Source organism: Hydrogenobacter subterraneus (assembly GCF_055390195.1).
In genome coordinates this window covers 837,493-860,636 of the sequence record NZ_AP042473.1, presented here as the reverse complement: position 1 = coordinate 860,636, position 23,144 = coordinate 837,493, and the positions used below count along the sequence as shown (strand labels likewise).

The window sequence follows — 23,144 nt, the reverse complement described above, 5'->3', positions numbered from 1 at the left end:
ATGTTAATATAATAGCAATTATATTAACACCTACTTCCCCTATCCTTTGACAGTCATTGACACTTAATAGTAGATGATATAAAATACTGTCAAAAGCTTGAAAGGAGGCTATCATGGAAAGTGGCAAAGATGTTGTCAAAGTGAAGGCATCCGAGTACGCTATGCTAACAGACCTATCTCTAAACACGGTTAAGAACCGTATAAGGGCCGGTGTGCTAAAGGGTGGTAAGGAGGAAGACGGTATATGGTATGTTTATCTCACTCAGGAAGAATTGGACCACCTAAGAAATCTAAAGGAGGCTCAAGAGGAAAAGGATAAAAAGCTACAGTCAAACCTTGAGGGTCTCAAATCTACCTTGGAAGGAAGCCTTATCGCTACCTACATGTCTGCACTTATGCAAAAGGAACAACAAAAGGAACAGCTCCTGCATGAGCTTTCCAGTCTTTACACTCTGCTTGCTATAAGAGAAAAGGAGATGGAGTTCCTTGTAAAGGAGTTAGCAAACGTAAAGGAAAAGTGTTTAGAAAAAGAAAGAGAGTGCGAAAAATTAAAAGAAAGCCTTGGTGAAAAAGAAAAGAGGATAAGGGAGCTTGAAGAAGCCCTAAGGGAAAAGGACTATATACTTAACCAAAAAGAGCTTGAAATTCAAAGGGTTATACTGGATAAGGACAAGGAGCTTTTGAGTAAAGAGATGGAATTATCAGCTCTTAGGATGGAGTTAGAGAAAAGGAAGAAGAAGGAATAAAATTTTAAGTATGGATAGGCTTTTGGACCTGTGGCTTAAAAGTCTAAGCAGGGCAAAAAGCCAGAGGACCATAATAACTTACAAAACGTGCCTTAGCACCTTTCAAAAGCATTTGGGAGAGGGTAAAAGCCTGCTTGAGGCGGAACAAGGAGATATATACTCTTACATAGACTCCACAAACCTTTCTGTGTCTTCCATACTTACACATCTATCTGCCATAAAGCACTTTTACAGGTTTGCCTTTAGAAGGGGTTGGCTTGATAAAGAACGCTATTCGGATATAGAGTCTGTAATAGAGGATATTAGGGATGAGTTTTCTACTTCAAGGCTCCAAAGGAGCCCAAGGGCTCTCACAAAGGAAGAACTCCAAAGAATATTTCAATCTGTAAAGAACACAAAATACGAACGGGTTTATACACTCTTCCTGTATAGTGGTATTAGGCTATCCGAGTATGCAAAGCTCAGTAGTGAGTTCTTCCGTAAAGATTCAGAAGGTATATACTGGTTGAGGCTTCCCGCGGAAATCACCAAAAGGAAGAAGGAAAGGATGGTACCTTTGATTGGCCCCACAAAGGAAGAAAGCTTAGAGATAAGCCAAAAGCTTGACCTTTGGCTTGAAGACTACGAAAAATACATAAAAGTAAACACAGGGTCCTTACAAGTTTTTACCAACAGGCTATCTCAAAGGCTTGGTATTCCTTTCTCAGTTCATAGCTTCCGGCATACCTACATAACAAACCTTGTTAATGCTGGCTTTCCTGCGGAGGTGGTAAAGGAGTTCGCCGGCCACTCTAACGTAAAGACCACCATAGACATATACTATAGGTTTAGCCAAGACAGGGCCAAAAACCTTGTAAAGAGCTTTCTTAGATGAAGTTCTTTGTGCTTACTATTTTTCCTCAGGTGATAAATTGTTATGCAGAGTATGGCATAGTAAGGCAAGCCATAAAGAAGGGATCGCTTGAGCTTTATACCGTAGACATAAGAAGGTATGCACATAAGGGACAAGTGGACGATACGGCCTACGGCGGTCATCCCGGTATGGTTATAAAGCCCGAACCTGTCTTCTTGGCATACGAAGAGTTGTTAAAAACGCATGGAAGACCACATACCATAATTCCACAGCCATGGGGCAAAAGGATAGATCAGGGAGATTTAGATAGACTTTCAGAGCTTGAAAGTATAGCCGTAATATGTGGAAGGTATGAAGGCTTGGACGAAAGGATAAGCACTCTTGCCGATGAGGAGCTGTCTTTGGGAGATTTTGTTTTGGCAGGGGGAGAGCTTTTTGCCCTTGTGCTTTTGGAAGGCATTGCAAGGCTTTTGCCCGGCGTTTTGAGTGAGCCAGAAAGTATAAAAAGAGATTCTTTTAGAAGATGGCTTGGCTCTCCAGTTTATACAAGGCCCCCGGAATTTAGAGGAATGAGGGTGCCGGATGTTCTCCTCTCCGGAAACCACCAGCTTATAAGACTTTGGGAGCTTTGGCATTCCGTAGAGAGGACCTTAAGGCTAAGGCCGGACCTTGTGCCAAAGGACCTAACAGAGTTAGAAAGCTCCATTCTTACAGCCATAAAGGAGGGCCTTACCTTTGAGGGCTGGCTTGAAAGGGTAGGCTATGAGAAGGCGATAAGGATGCTCAAAGATTAAGATACTCCAAGGCTACATCTTCTCCAAACCTTTTTATTTCCCTGAGGCGTAGCCTTTTGGCCTCTTGCAAAGCTTCTACATTAAGTTCTCCTATCCTCTTGCCCTCTCCTATCAAAAGGGGTGCTACAAATACCCAAAGCCTGTCAAAAAGTCCCTCTCTTATAAAAGTGGTATGGGTAATAGACCCCCCTTCCACCAGAAGGTGCATAATCTCCATAAAGTAAAGCTCCCTTAAAACTTCCCTTAGGTCCAACCTCCCATCCTTTGAAGGTGCCAAAAGGACCTTTACACCCATCTCTTCCAACCTCTGTATTTTTTCCCTGTTTTCACTGGCCGTTATTATTATGGTAGATGCCTTACCATCCCTTATCAGCTTTAAGTCTTCCCTTATCCTAAGCTGTGGGTCAAGGACTATCCTTATGGGCTGTCTTTCCCAAGGAAAGGCCCTTATGGTTAGCTCAGGGTCATCTCTTAAGGCTGTGTTTATACCCACAAGCACGGCCGTTGCCTCCGCCCTTAGCCTGTGAGCAAAATCTCTTGACTCTTGAGAACTTATCCATTTGCTATCTCCCGTTTTTGTAGCCATAGACCCATCTATGCTCTGAGCCCACTTTAGGGTTATGTAAGGCCTCTTTTGCGTTATGTAGGTAAAAAAGTCTTCGTTTAGCCTTTTTGCCTCCTCTTCTAACACACCCACAGACACTTCAATGCCAGCCCTTTTTAGCCTCTCTACACCTTTGCCAGAAACAAGGGGGTTTGGGTCCAATGTGGCAATAACCACCCGCTTTAGCCCGGCTCTTATTATGGCATCGGTGCAAGGAGGAGTCCTACCATAGTGAGTGCAAGGCTCAAGGGTTACATAAAGGGTAGCTCCTCTGGCCATCTCTCCAGCTTGTTGTAGTGCCACCACCTCTGCATGGGGCATGCCAGCCCTTTCATGATAGCCCTCTCCCACTATCTGTCCATCCTTCACTATCACGCAACCTACAGTTGGATTTGGGTGTGTAAGTCCCTTGCGCTCCTTGGCAAGGTCAAGGGCTCTTTTCATAAACTCAACGTCACTCATCACTCAAATATATCAAAAAGCTCGCCAAAGATAGACTTTTTCTTCTTTTTGTGTTTGTACTCTTCGTACTTTCTATATACCTCGGGATGGTCCTTTGATATAACCCTTATCTCTTCATCCAAGCTATTTTCTACCCTGCGTATGGCTTCTATTATTTTTGACAGTTCTCCTTTATCAAGCCATATACCGCCGCAATACGGGCAAACATCCACCAGCACACCGTACTTGTTTACTTCCAAAAGGTCCACATCTACACACCTTGGGCATTTCATTTAACTCACCTCATCTTTATAAATTCAAGCATATCTATGTATATTATTCTAAATGCCTCCTCTATAGCCTTCCTTTTTGGTAGGTCGCCTACCATGCCACCTTGCTGTGTATAGGGTACAAAAACGCTAAAACTTTTCTTTTTACCATCCATAGAAAGGCTCACTCTAAGTTCCAGATTATAGGCACTAACTCTTTGTTGCGGTGTGTAAGCTATAGGATGTTCCTTAAATAGCTCCACCTCTGGCTTTATCTCTTTTGAGCCCTCACCACAATCAATTTTATATCCACTTTCCAAAACAAGTCTTTCCACGTTTTTTCTAAACACATAGCTTAGATATACTTCCGAGTATGGATTATAGACTTCTCTTATACACAAACCTTCCGAAAAGGCAAAGGAAAAAAGGATAGTCAATAAAAACACTATCATCACCTATATATTATTGTGGTATAATTTAACACATGTCAAGCATAGAAAAGATAAAGGCCAGAGAAGTGCTTGATTCCCGTGGAAATCCAACGGTTGAAGTGGAAGTTATACTATCTTCTGGGTCAAAAGGAAGGGCTATTGTGCCAAGTGGTGCCTCCACTGGGGAGAAGGAAGCCCTTGAACTAAGAGACCATGACCCAAAAAGATACTTAGGTAAAGGTGTGCTAAAGGCTGTAGATAATGTGAATTCAATAATAGCCAAAGAACTGGCGGGATTACCCGCAGAAAATCAAGGATTAATAGACAAAGTATTGATAGAACTTGATGGCACGCCTAATAAAAGCAGGCTTGGAGCCAATGCCATCCTTGGAGTGAGCATGGCGGTAGCCAGAGCAATGGCCAATGAACTTGGCATAAGCCTTTATAGGTATATAGGTGGTATAAGGGCTAAAAGGCTTCCAGTTCCCTTAATGAACGTTATAAACGGTGGAGTACATGCAGACAACCCCTTAGACATTCAAGAGTTTATGATAGTGCCTGTATATGGTGAAAGGTTTTCTGAAGCTCTTAGGTGTGGTGTAGAGGTTTTCCATACTTTAAAGGCCATACTAAAGGAAAAGGGTTATTCTACCAATGTAGGAGACGAGGGGGGCTTTGCACCAAACATAGAAAGCACAGAAAAAGCCCTTGATATGTTAATGCTTGCCATAGAAAAGGCTGGTTATAAACCTGGTGAGGATGTGCTTTTGGCCTTAGATTGTGCATCTTCGGAGCTTTATTATGAAGATGAACTGTACCATATAGAAGGTAAAAGGCTAAACTCAGAAGAACTGTGCCAGTTTTATTCCAAACTTTTGGAAAAATATCCGATAGTTTCTATAGAGGACCCCATGGCTGAGGATGATGTGGAAGGGTGGAGGTTGATTACAAAAGAACTTGGTTCAAAAGTTCAGCTTGTGGGTGATGACCTTTTTGTAACCAATCCAAGCATATTTGAAGAAGGAATAAGGGAAGGACTGGCCAACGCCATACTTATAAAGCTAAACCAGATAGGCACATTGACAGAAACACTCAAAACGATAGACCTTGCACAAAGGCACGGCTATGGGACTATAATCTCCCACAGGTCTGGTGAAACAGAAGATACTTTTATATCCCATCTTGCTGTAGGCACGAATGCAGGTCAGATAAAGACGGGTTCTGCTTCTAGGACAGACAGGATAGCCAAATACAACGAGCTTTTAAGGATAGAGGAGGAGCTAAGCAATGAAGCGGAGTTTGGAGGGTGGGAGGAATTTTCCAAGTTTAAAGCCTGATTGGTTAATAAAAGGGCTTTTCTTCTTAATGTTAATATATACCTCTTATAATCTTTTTATGAGTCAATACAATATATTTAAAGTCTTAGAACTTAGAAAATCCTTGAGGAATATTCAAGCTCAAATAAACCAATATAAGGTAGAAAACGACAAAACAGACCAACTTTTAAAACTAGTAAAGGAGCATCCGGAGTATTTTAAAGAGAAATTTGCCAGAAGGTATATGCAAATGCAAAAAGAAGGAGAATATATACTCATACTGGGAGATTAATAAAAATTTCCAATTACAACTTAACTTAGACTAAGCAGTTTAGCCTTAAATCTTTACTAATTTCCTATGTTTAAAATAACATTTATCGGTAACAATAACAGCTACGTATACGTTGGGTGAGAAATTCATCCTTTGTAGTGGCAGGTTTTAAACCTGCCAAATTATAAAACATCGGGCGGGTCCAAGACCCGCCCCTACATTTTGGATTTTTTTGAGGTACGGCATGCCGTGCACCTACATTGCTTGTCTCATTTATTTTTTGCAAGGGTAGGAGTAGTAGTAAGACATTCTTTTGATTAATTTCTCACTCGGCGTATATTTAGAGTGCCTGTAATTATATGCAATGATAAATGCATTAATGGGACATGTCCTCCTGCCGAATATGCAACCTTCTTTGGCGAATACAATGGCGCAAATAACACCATAACAGGCCTGTATGGTGATGGTGTGCCAGCTGGAGATTATTGTATGGACCCTAACAATCCAAATGAAACCACCAAGGCCGAAGGCACATGGAGAGCTGTAAAAAGATAGCCCTAATATTGGGCGGGGTCTTCCCGCCTGTTTTATCCTACTTGTGTTAATTTATACTTTTCTTTGTGAAGCTCTTTATAGTGGAAAGTCCTACCAAGGCTAAAACCATAGCCAAATACCTTGGGAAAGATTGGATTGTAAAGGCTACCCTTGGGCATATAAAGGACCTACCACCGGATAGCTTGGGAGTGGATGAGGAAACCCTAAAGCCTACCTTTACTTGGGTTAAAGGCAAAAAGAAGATAATGGATGATATAAAAAGAGTTGCACAAAGGGCTGACCATATATTCATAGGCACCGACCCAGACAGGGAAGGAGAAGCTATAGCCTACTTTGTTTATAAGGAGCTTGAAAAACTAAAAAAACCAATCAATAGGGTAGTCTTCTATGAGATAACAAAGGAAAGCATAAAAGATGCCGTGGAAAATCCCACAGAGATAAACCAAAACCTTGTAAAGGCGCAGTTTGCACGCAGAATCCTTGACAGGCTTATAGGCTATAAGCTCTCTCCACACCTTTGGAAAGCCTTTAAGAAAAACACCCTATCCATAGGTAGAGTCCAATCGCCAGCCTTGAGGCTTATTGTGGAAAGGGAAAGAGAGATATTAAGCTTTAGGAAAAAGGAGTATTACTATATAAAGGTCATTTTTGAAAAGGATGGTGTGGAATTTTCTGCCCTTTGGGACTATAGGTTTGAGAAACCAGAGAATGCCAAACCCTACCTTGAAAAGATAAAAGATGCTCTCTTTGAAGTAGCAGGGTATGAAGAAGAAAAGGAAAAAAGGCAACCCCCAGCACCCTTTATAACCTCAAGCCTACAGGCCACAGCCAACAGCCTCCTAAAGCTTAGCGTGGAACAAACTCAAAGGATAGCCCAAAAGCTCTATGAAGAAGGTCATATTACCTATCCAAGAACAGATAGCCACAGGATGAACCCAAAAAAGGCTCAAGAGTTTATGAAGTTCATTGAAAAAACCTACGGTAAAGAGCATGTGGGAGCTTTGAGAAAATTCAAAGAAAAGGAGACTGCGCAAGGAGCCCATGAATGTATAAGGCCCACAAGCTTACAAAAACCACCTCTGCAAGGAAAGGAAAAGGAGCTTTACGAGCTTATTTTCAAAAGAACTCTGGCAAGCCTTATGGCCCCAGCCATTTTGATAAAGAAAAAAGCCATACTAACACCCCTTTATGAAAAGAAAAAGGGAGAAGAGATGTATTTTGTAGCAAAGGGTAGTGAACTATTTTTTGATGGATACCTTAAGGTCTATCCAGAAAGCTTAGAACTTTTAGCCTTACCAAGGCTTAAAAAAGGTGAAATTTTAAAGCCCAAGAAGATAACCCTTGAAAAAAGGCAAACACAACCACCACCGAGATATACAGAAGGAAGCTTGGTTAAAAAGCTTGAGGAACTTGGCATAGGCAGGCCTTCCACTTATGCGGTTATAGTCAAAACTCTTAAAGAAAGGGGTTATGTGGTAGAAGAGAAGGGTTATCTCAAGCCCACAGACTTGGCTTTTGAAGTAGTAGATTTCATAAAGGAATGGTTTCCAAAGGTTGTAGATTATAAATTTACCAGCCAGATGGAAGAAGGCTTAGATAGAGTAGAAGAAGGAAAAGAAGATTGGAAGGAAATGGTAAGGAAGTTTTTTAGTTCTTTAAACACGTCCAACGGCTAAAAGTCTGTCTTTTAGTTATGTTATACTATATCTATCAGCACCATGGAGATCATAACAGTTCCCATAGAAGAAGAAGTAAAGCAGTCTTACATAGACTATGCAATGTCCGTTATTGTGGGCAGGGCCATACCAGACGTTAGGGATGGTCTAAAGCCCGTCCAGAGAAGAATACTCTATGCCATGTATGAAATGGGCCTTTATCCAGAAAAGCCCTTTGTAAAAAGCGCCAGGATAGTGGGTGCAGTTTTAGGATACTACCATCCTCATGGAGATCAAGCGGTCTATGAAGCCCTGGTGCGTATGGCCCAAGACTTTAACATGAACTATCCTCTTGTAATAGGCCAAGGGAACTTTGGGTCTGTGGATGGAGACCCGCCTGCGGCCATGAGGTATACGGAAGCCAAGCTTTCCAAGTATGCCCTAAAGCTCCTTGAAGACATTGACAAGAATACGGTGGACTTTGTGCCTAACTTTGACGGTTCTACCTTAGAACCTTCTGTGCTACCCTCCAAATTTCCAAACCTTTTGTGTAATGGAACCAGCGGTATAGCGGTAGGCCTTGCCACCTCTATTCCACCCCACAACCTCAAAGAAGTATGCCAGGCCCTTGTGGAGCTTGCCAAAAACCCAGACCTCACCACTCAAGAGATAATGAAGTATATAAAAGGCCCAGACTTTCCCACCGGTGGCATAGTGGAAAACTACTCTGAGCTTATAGAGTTCTACGACAAGGGTAGGGGTCAGGTAAAGATAAGGGCAAAGGCCCACATAGAAAAGCTTTCTGGTGGAAGAGAGCAGATAGTAATAACAGAACTTCCCTATCAGGTAAACAAGGCGGAGCTAATAAAACGTATGGCAGAGCTTGCAAGGGAGGGCAAGTTAAAAGAGATATCCGATATAAGGGATGAGTCGGATAAGGAGGGTATAAGGATAGTAGTAGAGCTAAAACGTGATGCGGATGGCAATAAAACCCTTGAAAAGCTTTATAAACACACCGCCTTAAGGAAGAACTTCCCTCTTAACTTTGTAGTGCTAATAAGGGGTGAGCCAAAGCTTGTGGGTATAAAGACCCTTCTTCAGGAATTTATGGCCCATAGGCTTGAAGTAATACTAAGAAGGTCTAAGTTTTTCCTTTCAAAGGCAAAGGAAAGGCTCCATATAGTAGAAGGTCTTTTGATAGCCCTCAAGCACCTTGATGAAGTTATACAGAATATAAGAAGCTCCTCCGATGTTCAAGAGGCAAGAGAAAGGCTTATGAATAAGTATAAGCTATCCCAAGCTCAGGCGAATGCGGTCTTGGATATGAAGCTTCAAAGGCTCACATCCCTTGAAAGGGGAAAACTGGAGGAAGAAGAGAAAGAGTTAAAGGAGAAGATAGAGTATTACACAAGGCTTGTGGAAAAGGAAGAGGAAAGGATAAAGGTCTTTATAGAAGAAATGCAGGAGCTTGTCAAAAGCTTTAATGCACCAAGGAAAACTCTTGTAGAAGAGCTTCAATCCCAAGAAGAGGGTGCCCTCACTGTAGTTGTATATGTAAAGGGTAGAGTTCTACCCGTAGAGGACATGGAAGAAGGTGAAGAGGTAGTAAATATACTTGATGTGCCTTTTACCAGCGGTCTTTTTATGGTTTCCGATAAGGGAAGGGTCTATTGGATAGCAGGCTCTCAAGCCCTAAGGGGTAGCCATGTATCTCTAAAAGAAGCGGAAGAGAAAATAGTTGGCGCCTTTGTAAGGTCCCATGTAGAAGGAAGGATCCTTTTGGCAACCCAGATGGGATATGTAAAGAAGATTCCCCTTGTGGATTTTGAATATAGGTCTCAAGGTATGCAAATAATAAAGTTCTCCGAAGAAGGAGACAGAATAGTTAAGGTGGTGCAAGCGCCAGAAGAGGGGGATGTGCTTCTATTTACCCATAGAGGAAGGTTGCTAAGGTTCCCAGTGGGAGAGGTACCACCCGCCACAGTTGGTTCAAAGGGTGTGCAAGGCATAAAGTTGGAAAGCGGGGATATGGTGGTAGGCATAAGAGCCTTGAGGGATGCAGAGTATCTGCTGGTGATAACGGAAGAGGGCGGGATAAAGAAAATTTCGCTCCAAGAGGTGCCACAAAGGGGAAGGGCCACAAAGGGCGTGGAGGTGCTTGGCTCTTCAAGGGAAAGGCTTGTGGATGTGGTTCCTATAAAAGGCTCTGTAGAGCTTATGATAGCCACAAAGGAAGGTAAGGTATTTTATGATAGATTGGAGGAAAAAGACCTACCTTTGAGCAGGCTTGACCAGAGGGCAAAGAAAAGATGGGAGATAGGAGAGGATAGGATTGTAAGGGTGGTGGTAAAGGGATAAAGTTTTCAAAATATTTGAAGCACTGCAATTTCATACCCAGCATGTGTTTTTAGTTTATAATTTTCCTATGATTGTAAGAGGTAGGGTTTGGAAGTTTGGAGACAACGTGGACACAGACCAGATAATTCCTGCCAGATATTTAAACACTTCAGACCCATATGAGCTTGCCCAGCATGTGATGGAAGACTCAGAACATCCCAACTTTGCCAAGGAACACAAGGAAGGCGATATTATAGTGGCTGGCAGGAATTTTGGCTCCGGCTCTTCCAGAGAGCATGCACCCATCGCCATAAAGTATGCGGGCGTGCCTGTGGTTATTGCTAAGTCCTTTGCAAGGATATTCTTTAGGAATGCTATAAACATAGGACTTCCCATAGTGGAGGCTCCACAGGCGGTGGATGAAATGGACCAAGGTGATGAGGTGGAAGTGGACTTGGAAAAGGGTATAGTGAGAAATCTCACTAAAGGAAAAGAATACCAAGCCACAAAGTTCCCGGAAACCCTTATGGCCATCTTAAAAGCCGGTGGCCTTATGGAGTATGCTAAAGAGAAGCTAAAGGCTAATGGATAAGGAAAGGCTAAAGAATCTTATAAAGGAAAGGTCCTTAAAGGTTGCTGAAGAACCCATATTTAAACTATCTTCGGGAAGGCTAAGCAGGTATTACATAGACCTAAAGCAGATCACCTTTGACCCGGAAAGCCTGTATACACTCGGTAGAGTGATGTATGAAAGCATAAAGGACCTAAGGCCCGATGGGGTGGGTGGACTTACCCTTGGCGCAGACCCTATAGCCTACTCTGTAGCCATGATATCTTACTTGGAAGGAAGTCCCATAAAGCCCTTTGTGGTAAGAAAGGAGCCAAAGGCCCATGGCACAGGAAGACAAATAGAAGGATTGTTGAAGGCTGGGGATAGAGTGGTGGTCTTTGAAGATGTTATAACCACTGGTGCCTCTGCCCTAAAGGCTGTTCAAGCCTGTCAAAAAGAAGGCTATGAGGTTCTATGCGTTTATGCGGTGGTAGACAGGGAAGAGGGCGGAAGGGAGAACTTGGAAAGGGAAGGGCTAAAGGTTTTCTCCCTTTTTAAGGTCTCCGACCTACTATGAACATAATTTTTCTTTCCTCTTTGCTCCTTTTGGGAACCTTTCTTGGAAGCCTTATTGCTGTGCTTTTTAAAAGGTCCTTTATAAGCGTGGGGCCAGCCCTTTCTTTTACCGGTGGTGTTATGCTTGTAGCCAGCTTTACAAGCCTTATACTGCCGGGTATAGAGATAGGTGGCTTTTGGTCTGTGGCTTTGGGCATTGTGCTGGGCTTTATCCTTATGGCCCTCATAGAAAACCTTGTGCCTCACGAACATACCATAAAGGGTAAGGAAGGCCTTTCCCATAAGAGGATAGGCAAGCTTTATCTCATAGTCTTTGCTGTGATAATACACAACATACCTGAAGGTCTTAGCGTTGGCATAGCCTCTTCCTACTCTATGGATAAGGGGCTTGAGACTGCCATAGCCATAGCACTTCAAGACGTGCCAGAGGGCCTCATAGTAAGCCTTCCACTTATGGTCATAAGCGGGAAGGTGCTTATACCCTTATGGATAGGCTTTTTAAGTGGTCTTATTGAGGCCATCTTTTCACTTTTTGGCTATACCTTTTTTGAACACTTTAACAGCCTTTTGCCCATAGGTCTTGGCTTTGGTGGCGGTGCTATGATATACATAACGGCCAAGGAAGTTTTCCCAGAGGCCTACTCAGAAGAAAAACACACTCAAGCTACAATAGCTTTTCTTGTAGGATTACTGCTTATGCTCCTTTTGGATACTTCACTTTAGGGCATTCTGCACCAATGTGGGTATGAGATGCACATTGTGGCACCTATAACAATACTGGCCTATTTCCGATAGATGCTTAAAAACAGCCTCCCTATTTACCTGCGGAGCCTTTAAGGCCTTTTGTAAGTTATCAAGGGAAGTAAGATAATCTTTACCCGCAAGGGCCTCTATGGATACTTTGGAAGTATGGCATTTGGTACACATGGTATTTAGCTGTTTTGCCCTTTCCACAAAGTTGTCTCCATGCTCTTTTGCCTTTGCCACATCGCCTTGTATAAGGAATACCCTAAGGGACTTCATAGAATCGGAGAGCTTTTTCATATAGTCTTTTACCTTTAGTTCCTGCAATTCTACCGGGTCCTCAAGCTTTATGTTGTCATACCTTGGAAAGTGATAGTATAGCTTTACCACCGCTTGGTTTTCCTGATGGCATTTATTACAGGTTTGGCCAAGCTCCCTTGAAGCTTTTACGACCGCATCCGCATTCTTTGATTGGACCGCCTTTACCAAGTTTTCCGCCAAGGCAGGCTTATAGTAGTCTTTCCACTCGGGAACCATTTTTGCGCTTTCTTCATAAGCCTTTTTTAACTGATTTGCCCACTCAAGAGCCTTGTCCCATCTTCCCTCGTTTATGTTTAGGCTTATCCCATGAAAGGCAATGCTCATAGTATGCATATTGGAGAGAAACTCCATCTTTTGGGATTGTGGAGGGTAGTATTTTTCAAGGGATTTGGGTGGTTTTTTCATAATTAACTGCTGCGAAAAGGAAAAGCCAAAAAGCAAGCTCATTAAAAGTAAAGCCTTTCTCATCTTCCACCTCCTTATGCTTTTAAAGAAAAATATAATATTTCCATACGCCGAGTGAGAAATTCCCTTTAAGCTAAACCTTCCATATCAATAAAAAGACAGCAGGGCTACTATAATAGTAGCCCTAAAAACCATCGGAGGTTTTTACCATGGAAATTATACCACCTTACCTACGCATCTACCAACAAATCCTAAAAGACCTTGAAAATGCCTTGCCATTCCTTAATGTGCCAAAAGCTAAAGCAGGCAGAAAGCCTAAACTCACAGACATCCATATAGCAGCCATCTTTATACTCTCCTACATAACCAATACAAAAGTCCTCACCTTAGCTAAACTACTTATTGACCCATCCATACAATCATGGCATATCTTCAGAAAATACAGACTCAAGAGAGTATACAGGATATTGAGAGAATACAAGCTTCACAAGCTGAGGCTTATGATTTTAGCAAGGCTTTTGTATGGTAAGAAGATATAACTTGTAATAGATGGAACCATAGTGGACATAGCCAATGTAAACAGGGCGAGGACACAGAAGATAAGGAGGGTAAGAGGGAAGGTATGGTGGGCAAAGAGGAGAAGGAAGATAGTTCGGAGAGACAATGGGAAGGTAGTGGAGTTTGAGGAGGTCAGGTATGGCATGTTGATGATGGTGTTATGTGATAGGTGGGGAAGAGTTTATGATGTGTGGATAAGCTTTGGAAGTGTGCATGAGGTTAGGGCATTTAGGGAAAGGAAGAGAAGGAGTTTATGGTTTAGGAAGCTTGTGGAGAGTTGTGTGGTGTATGGAGATAGGGGTTATAGGGGTTGTGAAGGTGTGATTGTGTGTGGTAGTAGGGAGATGAGGGCAAAAAGGCAGGTAGTGGAAGGTGTTATAAGTCAGATAAAGCTTTTTAATGCTGGTAGTGGGTGGAGGACTTTAACTTGTGTGCTTGTGTATGTATATGCTTATGCTATTGGATATAGCTATTATAGGAGGGGTAAACTTGAGGTCTAATTTCTCACCCGGCGTATGCTTTTAAAGAAAAATATAATATTTCCATGCATTTTTCCATACTTGGCGGGGGTCGTTGGGGCTGTGCCTTAGCTTCCCATCTCGGAAGGTTGGGACATAAAATCCTTATCTTTGAAAAAAACCCTGCCATCATAGACCTTATAAACACAGGTAAGCATCCTTACGTAGAAGGAGTAGAACTAAAAGGCGTGCAAGCTACCCACGACCTTGAGGAAGCCTTTAGCTTTTCCGATTACATAATCCTTGCCCTTCCCGTCCAGGTCATAAGGGAAGTGCTTAAAGGGAAAAGCCTTAAGGGTAAAAAGATAATATCTGCATCAAAAGGCCTTGAGATAGGCACAAAGAAAAGGGTCTCAGAGGTCCTTTTGGAAATAGACTCAGAAGTGGAGGTTTTTTGTCTTTCTGGACCTTCCTTTGCCAGTGAGGTCTCAAAAGGACTGCCTACGGCTTTAGTTTTGGCTGGAAATAATGGGGAGGAGATGGAAAGGATAAGAGGTTGGATAAGCTCGGAAAGCTTTAGGGTTTATCTTTCCACAGACCTTGTGGGTGTGGAACTCGGTGGTGCCTTAAAGAATGTTATAGCTATAGCTTGCGGTATATCGGATGGCCTTGGCTTTGGGGAGAATGCCAGGGCTTCCCTTATAACAAGGGGGCTTGCGGAGATGGTAAGGATAGGGGTAAGCCTTGGAGCAAGGAGGGAAACCTTTTATGGCCTTTCTGGCGTGGGCGACCTCTTTTTGACCGCCAGCTCTCCCCAGTCAAGGAACAGAAGCCTTGGCTATATGCTCGGTCAGGGCCTATCTGTAGAGGAAGCTCTAAAAAGGCTAAATCAGACTGTAGAAGGTGTGCATACGGTTAAAGCCGTGTATGAACTGTCAGAATCCTTAAATATACACGCTCCTATTAGCCTTGCCGTTTACAAGATTGTGGTGGAAGGTCTTCCGGCTGGTGAGGTGGCTCTTGAACTTCTAAGGAGGCCTCCTCAGAGTCCTTTTGAGACTCTATGAGTTCCCCATAAAAATAAAACTCTCCACAGGCATCGCATCTGTATATGCCACCACCACAGCATTCTATAACCTCAAGCAAGGCACCACACTTGGGACACCTTTCCATACCTTATAATTTATCCTTGTGAGGGAGAAAATTTTTCTTTACTTCCTTTTATCGCTAACAGGCTTTTTTATGGCTTTGGCATTGCTTATGCTTCTCCCTTTCCTCAAACCTATCCTTTGGGCCATAATATTTTCCTTAGTTCTGTATCCAATACATCTTAAGCTTTCCCGTAGGATAGGGAACCTATCTTCTGCGCTTATTTTAACCTTAATAATCCTACTTTTAGTAGTTATCCCCTTTAGCCTTATTCTTGCCCTTGCGGTAAGACAATCCATAGACCTCTTCCAACTCGCCATAAATCTTACACAAAACAGCTCCTACTTGGACATTATAAAAGAGATACAAAACCATCCATACATAAAAAGGCTTTTTACGGAGGAAGAGATAAAAAGGTTTATAGCCTACATAGAATCGGAGGAGTTTAAGAACTTTCTTATTGCAGGTCTAAGGGATTTAGCTCAAAAGGGGCTTAACTTGGCTGCCTCTTTGGTTCCAGCTGTAGCAAGCTTTCTTTTCAAGACCTTTGTTTTTCTTATCACCCTATTCTTTATCCTAAAGGATGGTCCAAGGTTTATAAAGTTTGCGCAGAGATTCCTTCCCATGCATAGAGAGGACATAGAGGAAGTATCCATTACCATATACAAAACTGTTCTTGCCACCGTTTATGGCTCCATAGGCGTTGCCATAGTCCAGGGTATACTTGGTTTTGTAGGCTACAAAATAGCTGGCATTGACTATGCCATACTGCTTGCCATTGCTACTTTTATAAGTTCCTTTATACCACCCTTTGGTGCAGGCTTTGTGTGGTTTCCAGTGGCTGTTTATACCTTTGCAACCAAAGGCGTATATAATGGTGCTTTTATGTTCCTCTATGGAACATTTATAATCTCAACCATAGACAACCTTTTAAGGCCCATCATAATGAAGATGGGCATAAGCATACCCTATATAGTGCTTTTCTTTTCTATAATAGGGGGCCTACTTACCTTTGGTTTTGTAGGGATATTCCTCGGACCCCTTATCTTTACAACCCTTTTTACTCTTGCCCTAATATACGAGAAGAGAATCTTAAAGGAAAGTATCACTCAAGACCGTGCATCTTGAGATTTTCCTTTATCTTATGCAACAGCTCTGCAGGGTTCTTTATTGGAAATTCAAGCTCTTGGATTACCTCCTTTGCACTCCTACCTTTTATATAGACGTTTTCAAGCTTGTCCAGTATAGCTTCCGCAGAGTTTATAGGAAAGTCTGTTCCCTTTAGCCTCTTTAGGACCATATAAGCCCAAGGCACATCCAAAGCGTAAGCTACTCTTTCACAGTATTGGAGAAAGACGGTAGGTTCTTCATGTCCTTCTTTTACAAGCTTGTATGCAAGCTTTGCCACTCCACCGGCGGTATGCACTTTTAATTCCTTTCTTTCCTCTTCTATAAGTTCCTCAATGCTCTTTAGCTTTTCCAGAACCTTGTTTGGGTCTGCCCTTAGTATGTTCCTAACCGTTTGAATGGTAAGACCAACTCTTTGAGCTATTTCTTCTTCTGTCTTGAAATACTCTTCCCTCAATACAACGCAATAGACGGCTCTTGCCAGGGAAGGTAGCCAAGTAAGAGTTTTGTAATCGGCAAGCTTGGAAAGTCCACCAAGCACGTCAATGGACTTTAAGAAAACTCTCAAGACTAAGGCTTCTAAGTCTTGTTCTACTGGCTGTGCAATTACTACCATGTTCCACCTCCTTTTTTTAAAATCGGGGTGACGGGACTTGAACCCGTGACCTCTGGCCCCCCATGCCAGCGCGCTACCGCCTGCGCCACACCCCGTTAAATTACATTTTAGAACGCTTTAGGCCAGTTTTCAACTTCCAAAGAAGCTTTTTGCTTGGTTTGAAAACTATACGCTTCTGCCTCCTTCTAAATGTGCCAAAGCCTGAGATTTTAACATCTTCTCCAGATTGGATAGCCCCCTTTATATTGTTTATAAGAAAATTAACCATGTGGGATATTTTCTTTTTGGAAAGCTTGGTAAAATGGTCTTGTTTCAATCTTTGTACAAGGGCTTTCCTTTTCATATTTTCATCTTCTTCCTTAGTATGTCTCCAAGAGTAAAGCCCTTATCCGAGCTACTGGTGGTTATAATCTCTTCCTTCTTCTCCTCTTCTCGCATGCTAAGGGTTATCTTTTCGGGAGACAGTTCTATGATTTTAACCTCTACCTCCTGACCCTCTTCAAGCTTGGTGCCTTTTGGTATTTCTGAGATGGGCAAAAGACCATCTACGCCCTCTGGAAATTGAAGGAAAGCACCAAAAGGATGAAGGCTTTTTACCCTTAGCTTTACCTTATCTCCCACCTTGTAGCTATTTAGCACTTTCTCCCATGGGTTCTCTTTTAACTGTTTTAGCCCCAGTTTTACAAACTTTCCATCAAGGCCCAATACCGCAAACTCCAAAGACTGCCCTACTTGAAGCACATCCTCCACCCTGCCGGGCTTTACCCAGTCAAGGTCGCTTCTGTGGATCATTCCATAAACGTTTTGGTCAAGCTTTACAAAAGCCTTTGCACCTTCTATCTTCTCAACCGTTCCAACAACTTTACTTCCCACAGGGTATTTTTTAAGGAACTCTTCCCATGGTTTTGGAAGAGTCCTTTTTATACTAAGAATGAGCTTGCGCCTTTTGGGGTCAAAGTCAAGCACCAAAGCAGATACCTTATCGCCCTTTTTAAAGGTGGTACCATCATAAGATATTTCTTCTTTTGGAACATAACCTTCTACACCCTCCATAATCTCCACTATTAGCCCGTTTTCTTTTACCTCAACCACTCTTCCGTTAAGCACTTGCCCTTTCTTAATGCTCTCCTCCGCCTTTAACCATGGGTTTTCTTTCATTTCTTTTAAGCTAACAAATATAAACTGGCCATCTTTTGGTATTCTTTTTACCTTTACCCTTAATCTTTCACCAATTTCTGCGTAGTTGTAAGGGTTTCTATCCCTTCCCCAGCTAAGTTCATCAAGGGGTAAAAAGGCCCTCAAGGCATTCCCTATCAAAAGGGTTATACCCTTGTCTGGGTCTATCTTTATAACACGGCCTTCTACTATATCTCCCACCTTTAGCCTTGCAAGAAGCCTTGCCTTCTTCTTTTCTTCCTGAGCCTTTATGTAATCTTTTTGGGATAAGACCACTTTAAGACCACCCTCTTCCCTTTTTAACTCTATTATCTTTGCCACTATCTTTTTGCCTTCCCTTAGGTTCTTGCTCGCCTCCTTGAAAGGCAAAAGGGTTTTTAGACCGCTTATATCCACCACATAGGCATCCTCTCCCTTACCTACCACCGTGCCTGTTACAAACTTGCCCTTCTCATAACAGGACTTTAAAAACCCTGTAAGCTTCTCTTCTAAGTATCTTCTGTAGGAAAGTATGGGAGAGCCGTTTCTGCTAAACCTAAGGACCACAGCCTTTATCTCATCTCCTACCTTTGCTTCTGGTAGCTCTTCCTTTGGAAGTATACCTTCCACCTTGTAGCCGATGTCCACGTAAATGTTCCTGTCATCAACCTGCACAACCCTTCCCTTTATTACCTCCCCCCTTCTTATTTCCTTTAGACTCTTCTCAAAGAGCTTCTCAAACTCACCCATTCTTTCCTCCAGAAATTTTTATTATATCACTTATCCTTTCAAAGTACCTAAGGGTTTAAACCTTGCTACCAACTTTGCTATACCAAGGGAATGGACCACAAAAGCAACCTCGGAAACATCCTTATACGCCTGCGGTATCTCTTCTGCCACCGTTCCTTTTCCTCTTGCTACCACCACCAGGTCTCCCAGGACCTTCTCAAGGCCCTCCTTTCTGACAAACTCCTTTGCCTTTGTCCTTGACATAAGCCTGCCAGCACCATGGCATGCGCTTCCAAAGCTCATGTGCATGCTTTTTTCTTGACCCACTAGAAGGAAAGAGTATCTTCCCACATCTCCGGGTATGAGGACGGGCTGGCCAATATCCTTGTAAGCTGGCGGAACATCTGGATTGTGTGGTGGAAAGGCCCTTGTGGCCCCCTTTCTATGAACCAAAAGCTTTTTAACCTCGCCATCTACTTTATGCTCTTCCACCTTTCCTATGTTGTGGGCCAGGTCGTAGACCAGTCTATACCCAAACTCCTTCCAAGATAGGTTGAAAAACCTCCTTACCGTATCTGCGGTCAAATAGCCCAATATCTGTCTGTTGGCAAAGGCGTAGTTGGCTGCAGCGTTCATAGCCTTAAAATAGTCCTGGCCTTCTACGGATTTAAAAGGCATGCATGCCAATTGCATGTCTGGTATGTCTATATTGTACTTTTTTAGGGCATCCTTTGCCACCTTAAGATAATCAACGCATACCTGATGGCCAAAGCCCCTTGACCCAGAATGCACCATTATGGTAGCCTGTCCAAGCTCAAGGCCAAGTTTTTTGGCTATCTCTTCATCGTATATCTCATCCACATACTGCACTTCTACAAAGTGGTTTCCGGAGCCTACCGTTCCAAGCTCGTCAGAGCCTCTTTGAAAGGCAAAGTCGGACACCTTGGAAGGATCCGCATTGGGTAATGCTCCCTTGCTCTCTATGTGTTCAAGGTCTTCCTCAAAGCCATAGCCTCTTTCTATGGCCCACCTTGCGCCCTTTATGGCCACCTCAGAAAGCTCGGCCTTTGAAAGCTTTATCTTTCCAGTGGAACCAACGCCAGCAGGCACGTTCTTTAAAACTTCTTGCATAAGCTCCTTTCTTACAGGCTTTATATCATCCACTGTGAGGTTTGTGGCTATGAGCCTTACACCACAGTTTATATCGTAGCCTATGGACCCGGGGCTTATTATACCCTCTTCTATATCCGTTGCCATAACACCACCCACAGGAAAGCCATAGCCCACATGCACATCTGGCATTACATAAATGGCTTTTTCCACACCTGGAAGGGTTGCGGCGTTGGCCGCCTGCCTTATAGCATCCTCTTCCAAAAGTTCAAAGAGTCTATCGCTAAGGTAAAAGTAGACTGGTACTTTTTGCCCTTGAATTGTGTTCTCCGGTAGCTTGTAAACAAACTCATCAATTTTAATGAGGCTTTCCTTTAGACTACTCATAGTATTAAATCTATTTCAAATGGTGGGCGATGGAGGACTCGAACCTCCGACCTCCATCTTGTGAGGATGGCGCTCTACCTCTGAGCTAATCGCCCTCAAATAATATTATAAAGGCAATTTCCCTTTCTTTACCCAATAATAAAGAGTAAAGCTTGCCAAAAGCAGGGTGATGCCTATGGAAAAGGGATAGGCTAAGGTTTTGTTTACTCTAAGGGATGTGTCCAGAAGGAAGAGAAAAAGCAGGTAAAAGCCGTATACCACAAAGATGAAGGAAATGGCTTGAAATATGTAGTGTTTTATCCTTTTTAACATCATGCCTCCAACATCCTTTCTATGCTTAGGCTAACGCACTGGGCCAAAGCTTGCAAGTTATAGCCACCCTCTAAGGCGAAAAGCACGGGTATGGATAGGTCCTTTGCCAAGCTTAGAAGGCTGTCCACTATTCTACCAAAGCCTTCTGTAGAAAGGTTCAAATAGGTAAGGGGGTCATCCCTGTGGGCATCATAGCCTGCCGATACAAGCAAAAATTGTGGCTTGTATTCATAAAAAATCTTTGGAAGGGTTTCCAAGTATATCTGGCTAAATTCCTTATCTCCTGCGCCTGCTGGAAGTGGTTCGTTATGGGTATAGCCGTAGCCTTTCCCTGCACCTTTTTCTTCACGAGAACCTGTGCCGGGATAAAAGGGGTATTCGTGGGAAGAAAAGTAAAATACTCTGTCATCCTCATAAAAACTTTTTTGTGTTCCATTTCCATGATGGGCATCAAAATCCACTATAAAGACTCTATCAAAGCCCTTTTGAAGAAGATAGTGGGCGCCTATGGCTATGTTGTTAAAGAGGCAAAAGCCCATAGCCTTTGCATATTCGGCATGATGGCCAGGTGGCCTTACGGCACAGAATACCACATCCACTTCCTTTTTTAAAAGCCTGTCTATGCCTTCAAGCACGCCACCCACCGCATGTAGGGCTACCTCATAAGAAGATGGCACTGCATAAGTATCCGGGTCCAAGTAGCCACCACCTGCTGCGCAAAAGTCTGCCACCTCTTGTATGTAAGTAGGGTCGTGGTTTAAAGAGACCTCTTGGGCGGAGGCCCTTCTTGGGTCAATATGCACCAATTCCTTTAACAGTCCTTTTCTTTCCAGTTCTTGCACTATGGCTATAAGCCTGTCTTTGTTTTCTGGATGGTTTTTCCAATGGTGTTCAAGGTATATGTGGCTATATACAAAGCCTGTTTTCATGAAGAAGATTATACTCCAAAAGTGCTATAATCCTTTTTTTATGGAAGGGTCAAGACTTGAAAAACTTAAAAAGCTAAGAGAGAGGAATTTAGCCTATCCTCACAAGTTTGAGGTAAGCCATCAGATAGGTGATATAAGGGACAAGTATGAAAAGCCAACGGATGGTAAGGAGGTAAGCGTAAAGGGAATAGCTAAAAGGGTCTCCAAGCTGGAAAAGGGCTATCTTGTTAGGCTTTCAGACGCCTCCGGCGTTGAAATACTTGCCATAACAGAACAAGAGCTACAAGCCGGTAAGGAATATACTCTAAGGGGTAAGCTGGACAGGTATGAGGGTAAGTTATGCCTTTTTTTCGCCGTGCCTACGCAAGAAAACAATAGCCTTGATATACAAAGCCTAAAGGCCGAGTACGACCTTGAACCAAACTTTGAAGAGGTCTCTGTGGCAGGAAGGCTCATCACACTAAGAAGTATGGGAAAGGCCATATTTGGGCATCTCCAAGATGCCACAGGAAGGATACAGATATACGTAAAGGCAGACCTCATAGGAGAAGAGGCTTTTAAAGATTTTGAGGACCTGGTAGATTTGGGGGACATAATAGGAGTAAAGGGCAAGCTCTTTAGGACAAAGACTGGTGAGCTAACCGTTGAGGTGGAAAGCTTTTCTTTACTTTCAAAGAGTCTTCATCCCATGCCGGAAAAGTGGCACGGCATAAAGGATGTAGAAGTCCGCTACAGGCAGAGATACTTGGACCTTATAGCCAACGAACATGCAAGGAAGATATTCATCCTAAGGAGTAAGGTAATACAAGAGATAAGGAACTTTTTGAACTCAGAGGGCTTTTTGGAGGTGGAGACTCCCATTTTGCAACATGTGGCCTCAGGTGCTAATGCTAAGCCCTTTATTACATACCACAACTACCTTGAGCAGAACCTATACCTTAGGATAGCACCAGAGCTATACCTCAAAAGGCTTATAGTGGGGGGCTTTAACAGAGTTTATGAACTTGGCAAAAATTTCCGCAACGAGGGAGTGGACACAACCCACAACCCTGAGTTTACCATGGTGGAGTTTTATGCTGCCTATTGGGACTATGAGGACCTTATGAACTTCACCGAAAGGCTACTTTCCCATGTGCTTTTAAATACCTTGGGGACTCTTAAGATAAGCTACAGAGGAAAGGAGCTTGATTTTACACCACCTTATAAGAGGTACAAATACTTTGACCTTTTGGAAGAAAAAACTGGAAAGGACAAAGACTTTTTCTTGAGAGATGTGGAAGGTCTAAGGGAGTTTGCAAAGAAGATAGGTGTGCCAAAGGCCGAAAGCCTAACCCATGCCAAGCTAATAGATAAGGTCTTTGATATGCTTGTGGAAGATGAGCTTTGGGGACCATGCTTTGTTTTGGACTTTCCCAAAATCCTATCGCCCCTTGCCAAGAGCCACAGAAAAGACCCAGACCTAGTGGAAAGGTTTGAGCTTTTTGTGGCAGGAAAGGAGCTTGCCAACGCCTACACAGAGCTGAACGACCCAGAGGACCAAAAGGAGAGGTTCTTAGAACAGCTTAAGGAGAAGGAGATGGGAGATGAGGAGGCAATGTCCATGGATGAGGACTTTATAACGGCCCTTGAATATGGTATGCCCCCCACTGGTGGTGAAGGCATAGGCATAGATAGGCTTGTTATGATACTGGCAGATGTGGACTCTATAAGGGAAGTTATACTCTTCCCAGCTTTGAGGAGGTAAG

General features: G+C 42.9%; 26 protein-coding genes and 2 tRNA genes. 16 read left to right on the top strand and 12 right to left on the bottom strand.

Annotated features, from left to right (window positions below):
• Window positions 1–113: 113 nt before the first annotated feature.
• From ACZ5GB_RS04765 to trmD, 3 genes are read left to right on the top strand one after another with little or no spacing between them, the layout of a single operon-like run.
• Window positions 114–746: a hypothetical protein gene (locus tag ACZ5GB_RS04765; protein WP_464326112.1), complete on the top strand. Its 633-nt coding sequence runs from the start codon at window positions 114–116 to the stop codon at window positions 744–746.
• A 10-nt stretch (window positions 747–756) separates the two neighbouring features.
• A complete protein-coding gene (locus tag ACZ5GB_RS04760; protein WP_464326111.1) occupies window positions 757–1,620 on the top strand; it encodes a tyrosine-type recombinase/integrase in 864 nt (287 codons plus the stop codon).
• A complete protein-coding gene (gene trmD / locus ACZ5GB_RS04755) occupies window positions 1,617–2,393 on the top strand; it encodes a tRNA (guanosine(37)-N1)-methyltransferase TrmD (protein ID WP_464326110.1) in 777 nt (258 codons plus the stop codon). Before ACZ5GB_RS04760 ends, trmD begins: the two co-directional genes overlap by 4 nt.
• Here the strand turns inward: trmD and ribD are convergent.
• The 3 genes from ribD to ACZ5GB_RS04740 are packed head-to-tail and all read right to left on the bottom strand — an operon-like array spanning window position 2,383 to window position 4,159.
• Window positions 2,383–3,459: a bifunctional diaminohydroxyphosphoribosylaminopyrimidine deaminase/5-amino-6-(5-phosphoribosylamino)uracil reductase RibD gene (gene ribD / locus ACZ5GB_RS04750; RefSeq protein ID WP_464326109.1), complete on the bottom strand. Its 1,077-nt coding sequence runs from the start codon at window positions 3,457–3,459 to the stop codon at window positions 2,383–2,385. The genes trmD and ribD overlap by 11 nt on opposite strands.
• On the bottom strand, window positions 3,459–3,731 hold the full coding sequence (locus ACZ5GB_RS04745; RefSeq protein WP_464326108.1) for a TFIIB-type zinc ribbon-containing protein: 273 nt from the start codon (window positions 3,729–3,731) through the stop codon (window positions 3,459–3,461). Before ACZ5GB_RS04745 ends, ribD begins: the two co-directional genes overlap by 1 nt.
• Before the next feature lie 5 nt (window positions 3,732–3,736).
• Window positions 3,737–4,159 carry a hypothetical protein gene (locus tag ACZ5GB_RS04740; protein WP_464326107.1) on the bottom strand — a complete coding sequence of 141 codons (423 nt, stop codon included), beginning with the start codon at window positions 4,157–4,159 and terminating at the stop codon, window positions 3,737–3,739.
• Between the two features lie 32 nt (window positions 4,160–4,191).
• Here ACZ5GB_RS04740 and eno point away from each other — a divergent pair, with 32 nt between their 5' ends.
• From eno to ACZ5GB_RS04700, 8 genes are all read left to right on the top strand, one after another.
• Entirely contained in the window at window positions 4,192–5,475 is a 1,284-nt protein-coding gene (eno, locus tag ACZ5GB_RS04735) for a phosphopyruvate hydratase (RefSeq protein WP_464326106.1), read from the top strand.
• A 58-nt stretch (window positions 5,476–5,533) separates the two neighbouring features.
• Window positions 5,534–5,746: a hypothetical protein gene (locus ACZ5GB_RS04730; protein ID WP_464326105.1), complete on the top strand. Its 213-nt coding sequence runs from the start codon at window positions 5,534–5,536 to the stop codon at window positions 5,744–5,746.
• Window positions 5,747–6,070: 324 nt separating this feature from the next.
• The gene (locus tag ACZ5GB_RS04725; protein ID WP_464326104.1) at window positions 6,071–6,280 is read left to right on the top strand and encodes a hypothetical protein; all 210 of its coding nucleotides are present in this window, start codon (window positions 6,071–6,073) and stop codon (window positions 6,278–6,280) included.
• A gap of 65 nt (window positions 6,281–6,345) precedes the next feature.
• Window positions 6,346–7,956 carry a type I DNA topoisomerase gene (gene topA, locus ACZ5GB_RS04720; protein ID WP_464326103.1) on the top strand — a complete coding sequence of 537 codons (1,611 nt, stop codon included), beginning with the start codon at window positions 6,346–6,348 and terminating at the stop codon, window positions 7,954–7,956.
• Window positions 7,957–7,998: 42 nt separating this feature from the next.
• Window positions 7,999–10,293: a DNA gyrase/topoisomerase IV subunit A gene (locus ACZ5GB_RS04715; RefSeq protein WP_464326102.1), complete on the top strand. Its 2,295-nt coding sequence runs from the start codon at window positions 7,999–8,001 to the stop codon at window positions 10,291–10,293.
• 67 nt (window positions 10,294–10,360) lie between these two features.
• Window positions 10,361–10,864 carry a 3-isopropylmalate dehydratase small subunit gene (gene leuD / locus ACZ5GB_RS04710; RefSeq protein ID WP_464326101.1) on the top strand — a complete coding sequence of 168 codons (504 nt, stop codon included), beginning with the start codon at window positions 10,361–10,363 and terminating at the stop codon, window positions 10,862–10,864.
• Window positions 10,857–11,399 (top strand): orotate phosphoribosyltransferase, encoded by a 543-nt coding sequence (pyrE, locus tag ACZ5GB_RS04705; RefSeq protein WP_464326100.1) that lies wholly within the window; start codon window positions 10,857–10,859, stop codon window positions 11,397–11,399. Before leuD ends, pyrE begins: the two co-directional genes overlap by 8 nt.
• On the top strand, window positions 11,396–12,121 hold the full coding sequence (locus ACZ5GB_RS04700; RefSeq protein ID WP_464326099.1) for a ZIP family metal transporter: 726 nt from the start codon (window positions 11,396–11,398) through the stop codon (window positions 12,119–12,121). Before pyrE ends, ACZ5GB_RS04700 begins: the two co-directional genes overlap by 4 nt.
• On the opposite strand, the gene ACZ5GB_RS04695 is transcribed toward ACZ5GB_RS04700, so the two are convergent.
• Entirely contained in the window at window positions 12,113–12,931 is an 819-nt protein-coding gene (locus tag ACZ5GB_RS04695) for a hypothetical protein (RefSeq protein WP_464326098.1), read from the bottom strand. The two genes, ACZ5GB_RS04700 and ACZ5GB_RS04695, sit on opposite strands and share 9 nt — an antisense overlap.
• Window positions 12,932–13,077: 146 nt before the next feature.
• On the opposite strand from ACZ5GB_RS04695, the gene ACZ5GB_RS04690 reads away from it, so the two are divergent.
• The 4 genes from ACZ5GB_RS04690 (at window position 13,078) to ACZ5GB_RS04675 (ending at window position 16,161) form a co-directional block, all read left to right on the top strand.
• Window positions 13,078–13,407 (top strand): hypothetical protein, encoded by a 330-nt coding sequence (locus ACZ5GB_RS04690; RefSeq protein WP_464326097.1) that lies wholly within the window; start codon window positions 13,078–13,080, stop codon window positions 13,405–13,407.
• 21 nt (window positions 13,408–13,428) lie between these two features.
• Window positions 13,429–13,926: a hypothetical protein gene (locus ACZ5GB_RS04685; RefSeq protein ID WP_464326096.1), complete on the top strand. Its 498-nt coding sequence runs from the start codon at window positions 13,429–13,431 to the stop codon at window positions 13,924–13,926.
• Window positions 13,927–13,970: 44 nt separating this feature from the next.
• A complete protein-coding gene (locus ACZ5GB_RS04680) occupies window positions 13,971–14,951 on the top strand; it encodes an NAD(P)H-dependent glycerol-3-phosphate dehydrogenase (RefSeq protein ID WP_464326095.1) in 981 nt (326 codons plus the stop codon).
• A 124-nt stretch (window positions 14,952–15,075) separates the two neighbouring features.
• Entirely contained in the window at window positions 15,076–16,161 is a 1,086-nt protein-coding gene (locus tag ACZ5GB_RS04675; protein WP_464326094.1) for an AI-2E family transporter, read from the top strand.
• Here the strand turns inward: ACZ5GB_RS04675 and ACZ5GB_RS04670 are convergent.
• From ACZ5GB_RS04670 to ACZ5GB_RS04635, 8 genes are all read right to left on the bottom strand, one after another.
• The gene (locus tag ACZ5GB_RS04670) at window positions 16,139–16,777 is read right to left on the bottom strand and encodes a bacterio-opsin activator (RefSeq protein WP_464326093.1); all 639 of its coding nucleotides are present in this window, start codon (window positions 16,775–16,777) and stop codon (window positions 16,139–16,141) included. The genes ACZ5GB_RS04675 and ACZ5GB_RS04670 overlap by 23 nt on opposite strands.
• Before the next feature lie 22 nt (window positions 16,778–16,799).
• Window positions 16,800–16,872 (bottom strand) — tRNA-Pro (locus tag ACZ5GB_RS04665).
• A 5-nt stretch (window positions 16,873–16,877) separates the two neighbouring features.
• Complete coding sequence (locus ACZ5GB_RS04660; protein ID WP_464326092.1) at window positions 16,878–17,120, bottom strand: HU family DNA-binding protein; 243 nt, start codon at window positions 17,118–17,120, stop codon at window positions 16,878–16,880.
• Window positions 17,117–18,682 (bottom strand): S1 RNA-binding domain-containing protein, encoded by a 1,566-nt coding sequence (locus ACZ5GB_RS04655; RefSeq protein ID WP_464326091.1) that lies wholly within the window; start codon window positions 18,680–18,682, stop codon window positions 17,117–17,119. Before ACZ5GB_RS04655 ends, ACZ5GB_RS04660 begins: the two co-directional genes overlap by 4 nt.
• Window positions 18,683–18,712: 30 nt before the next feature.
• Window positions 18,713–20,158, bottom strand: a complete 1,446-nt coding sequence (locus ACZ5GB_RS04650) for an RtcB family protein (protein WP_464326090.1) — start codon at window positions 20,156–20,158, stop codon at window positions 18,713–18,715.
• A 20-nt stretch (window positions 20,159–20,178) separates the two neighbouring features.
• Window positions 20,179–20,253, bottom strand: a tRNA-Val gene (locus ACZ5GB_RS04645).
• Window positions 20,254–20,263: 10 nt separating this feature from the next.
• On the bottom strand, window positions 20,264–20,473 hold the full coding sequence (locus ACZ5GB_RS04640; protein WP_464326089.1) for a hypothetical protein: 210 nt from the start codon (window positions 20,471–20,473) through the stop codon (window positions 20,264–20,266).
• On the bottom strand, window positions 20,470–21,399 hold the full coding sequence (locus ACZ5GB_RS04635) for a histone deacetylase family protein (RefSeq protein WP_464326088.1): 930 nt from the start codon (window positions 21,397–21,399) through the stop codon (window positions 20,470–20,472). The genes ACZ5GB_RS04640 and ACZ5GB_RS04635 overlap by 4 nt, the downstream gene beginning before the upstream one ends.
• 40 nt (window positions 21,400–21,439) lie before the next feature.
• Between ACZ5GB_RS04635 and lysS the strand changes: the two genes are divergently transcribed.
• Entirely contained in the window at window positions 21,440–23,143 is a 1,704-nt protein-coding gene (gene lysS, locus ACZ5GB_RS04630; protein ID WP_464327806.1) for a lysine--tRNA ligase, read from the top strand.
• The last annotated feature ends 1 nt before the right edge of the window (window position 23,144 follow it).

Coding starts and splice junctions, on each gene's coding strand:
- ACZ5GB_RS04680 (WP_464326095.1), top strand. CDS start 13,971: ATGCATTTTTCCATACTTGGCGGGGGTCGTTGGGGCTGTGCCTTAGCT.
- lysS (WP_464327806.1), top strand. CDS start 21,440: ATGGAAGGGTCAAGACTTGAAAAACTTAAAAAGCTAAGAGAGAGGAAT.
- ACZ5GB_RS04695 (WP_464326098.1), bottom strand. CDS start 12,931: ATGAGAAAGGCTTTACTTTTAATGAGCTTGCTTTTTGGCTTTTCCTTT.
- ACZ5GB_RS04745 (WP_464326108.1), bottom strand. CDS start 3,731: ATGAAATGCCCAAGGTGTGTAGATGTGGACCTTTTGGAAGTAAACAAG.
- ACZ5GB_RS04650 (WP_464326090.1), bottom strand. CDS start 20,158: ATGAGTAGTCTAAAGGAAAGCCTCATTAAAATTGATGAGTTTGTTTAC.
- ACZ5GB_RS04640 (WP_464326089.1), bottom strand. CDS start 20,473: ATGATGTTAAAAAGGATAAAACACTACATATTTCAAGCCATTTCCTTC.
- ACZ5GB_RS04690 (WP_464326097.1), top strand. CDS start 13,078: ATGGAAATTATACCACCTTACCTACGCATCTACCAACAAATCCTAAAA.
- ACZ5GB_RS04660 (WP_464326092.1), bottom strand. CDS start 17,120: ATGAAAAGGAAAGCCCTTGTACAAAGATTGAAACAAGACCATTTTACC.
- ACZ5GB_RS04670 (WP_464326093.1), bottom strand. CDS start 16,777: ATGGTAGTAATTGCACAGCCAGTAGAACAAGACTTAGAAGCCTTAGTC.
- ACZ5GB_RS04730 (WP_464326105.1), top strand. CDS start 5,534: ATGAGTCAATACAATATATTTAAAGTCTTAGAACTTAGAAAATCCTTG.
- trmD (WP_464326110.1), top strand. CDS start 1,617: ATGAAGTTCTTTGTGCTTACTATTTTTCCTCAGGTGATAAATTGTTAT.
- ribD (WP_464326109.1), bottom strand. CDS start 3,459: ATGAGTGACGTTGAGTTTATGAAAAGAGCCCTTGACCTTGCCAAGGAG.
- ACZ5GB_RS04655 (WP_464326091.1), bottom strand. CDS start 18,682: ATGGGTGAGTTTGAGAAGCTCTTTGAGAAGAGTCTAAAGGAAATAAGA.
- pyrE (WP_464326100.1), top strand. CDS start 10,857: ATGGATAAGGAAAGGCTAAAGAATCTTATAAAGGAAAGGTCCTTAAAG.
- ACZ5GB_RS04715 (WP_464326102.1), top strand. CDS start 7,999: ATGGAGATCATAACAGTTCCCATAGAAGAAGAAGTAAAGCAGTCTTAC.
- ACZ5GB_RS04700 (WP_464326099.1), top strand. CDS start 11,396: ATGAACATAATTTTTCTTTCCTCTTTGCTCCTTTTGGGAACCTTTCTT.
- ACZ5GB_RS04765 (WP_464326112.1), top strand. CDS start 114: ATGGAAAGTGGCAAAGATGTTGTCAAAGTGAAGGCATCCGAGTACGCT.
- ACZ5GB_RS04760 (WP_464326111.1), top strand. CDS start 757: ATGGATAGGCTTTTGGACCTGTGGCTTAAAAGTCTAAGCAGGGCAAAA.
- leuD (WP_464326101.1), top strand. CDS start 10,361: ATGATTGTAAGAGGTAGGGTTTGGAAGTTTGGAGACAACGTGGACACA.
- ACZ5GB_RS04740 (WP_464326107.1), bottom strand. CDS start 4,159: ATGATAGTGTTTTTATTGACTATCCTTTTTTCCTTTGCCTTTTCGGAA.
- ACZ5GB_RS04635 (WP_464326088.1), bottom strand. CDS start 21,399: ATGAAAACAGGCTTTGTATATAGCCACATATACCTTGAACACCATTGG.
- eno (WP_464326106.1), top strand. CDS start 4,192: ATGTCAAGCATAGAAAAGATAAAGGCCAGAGAAGTGCTTGATTCCCGT.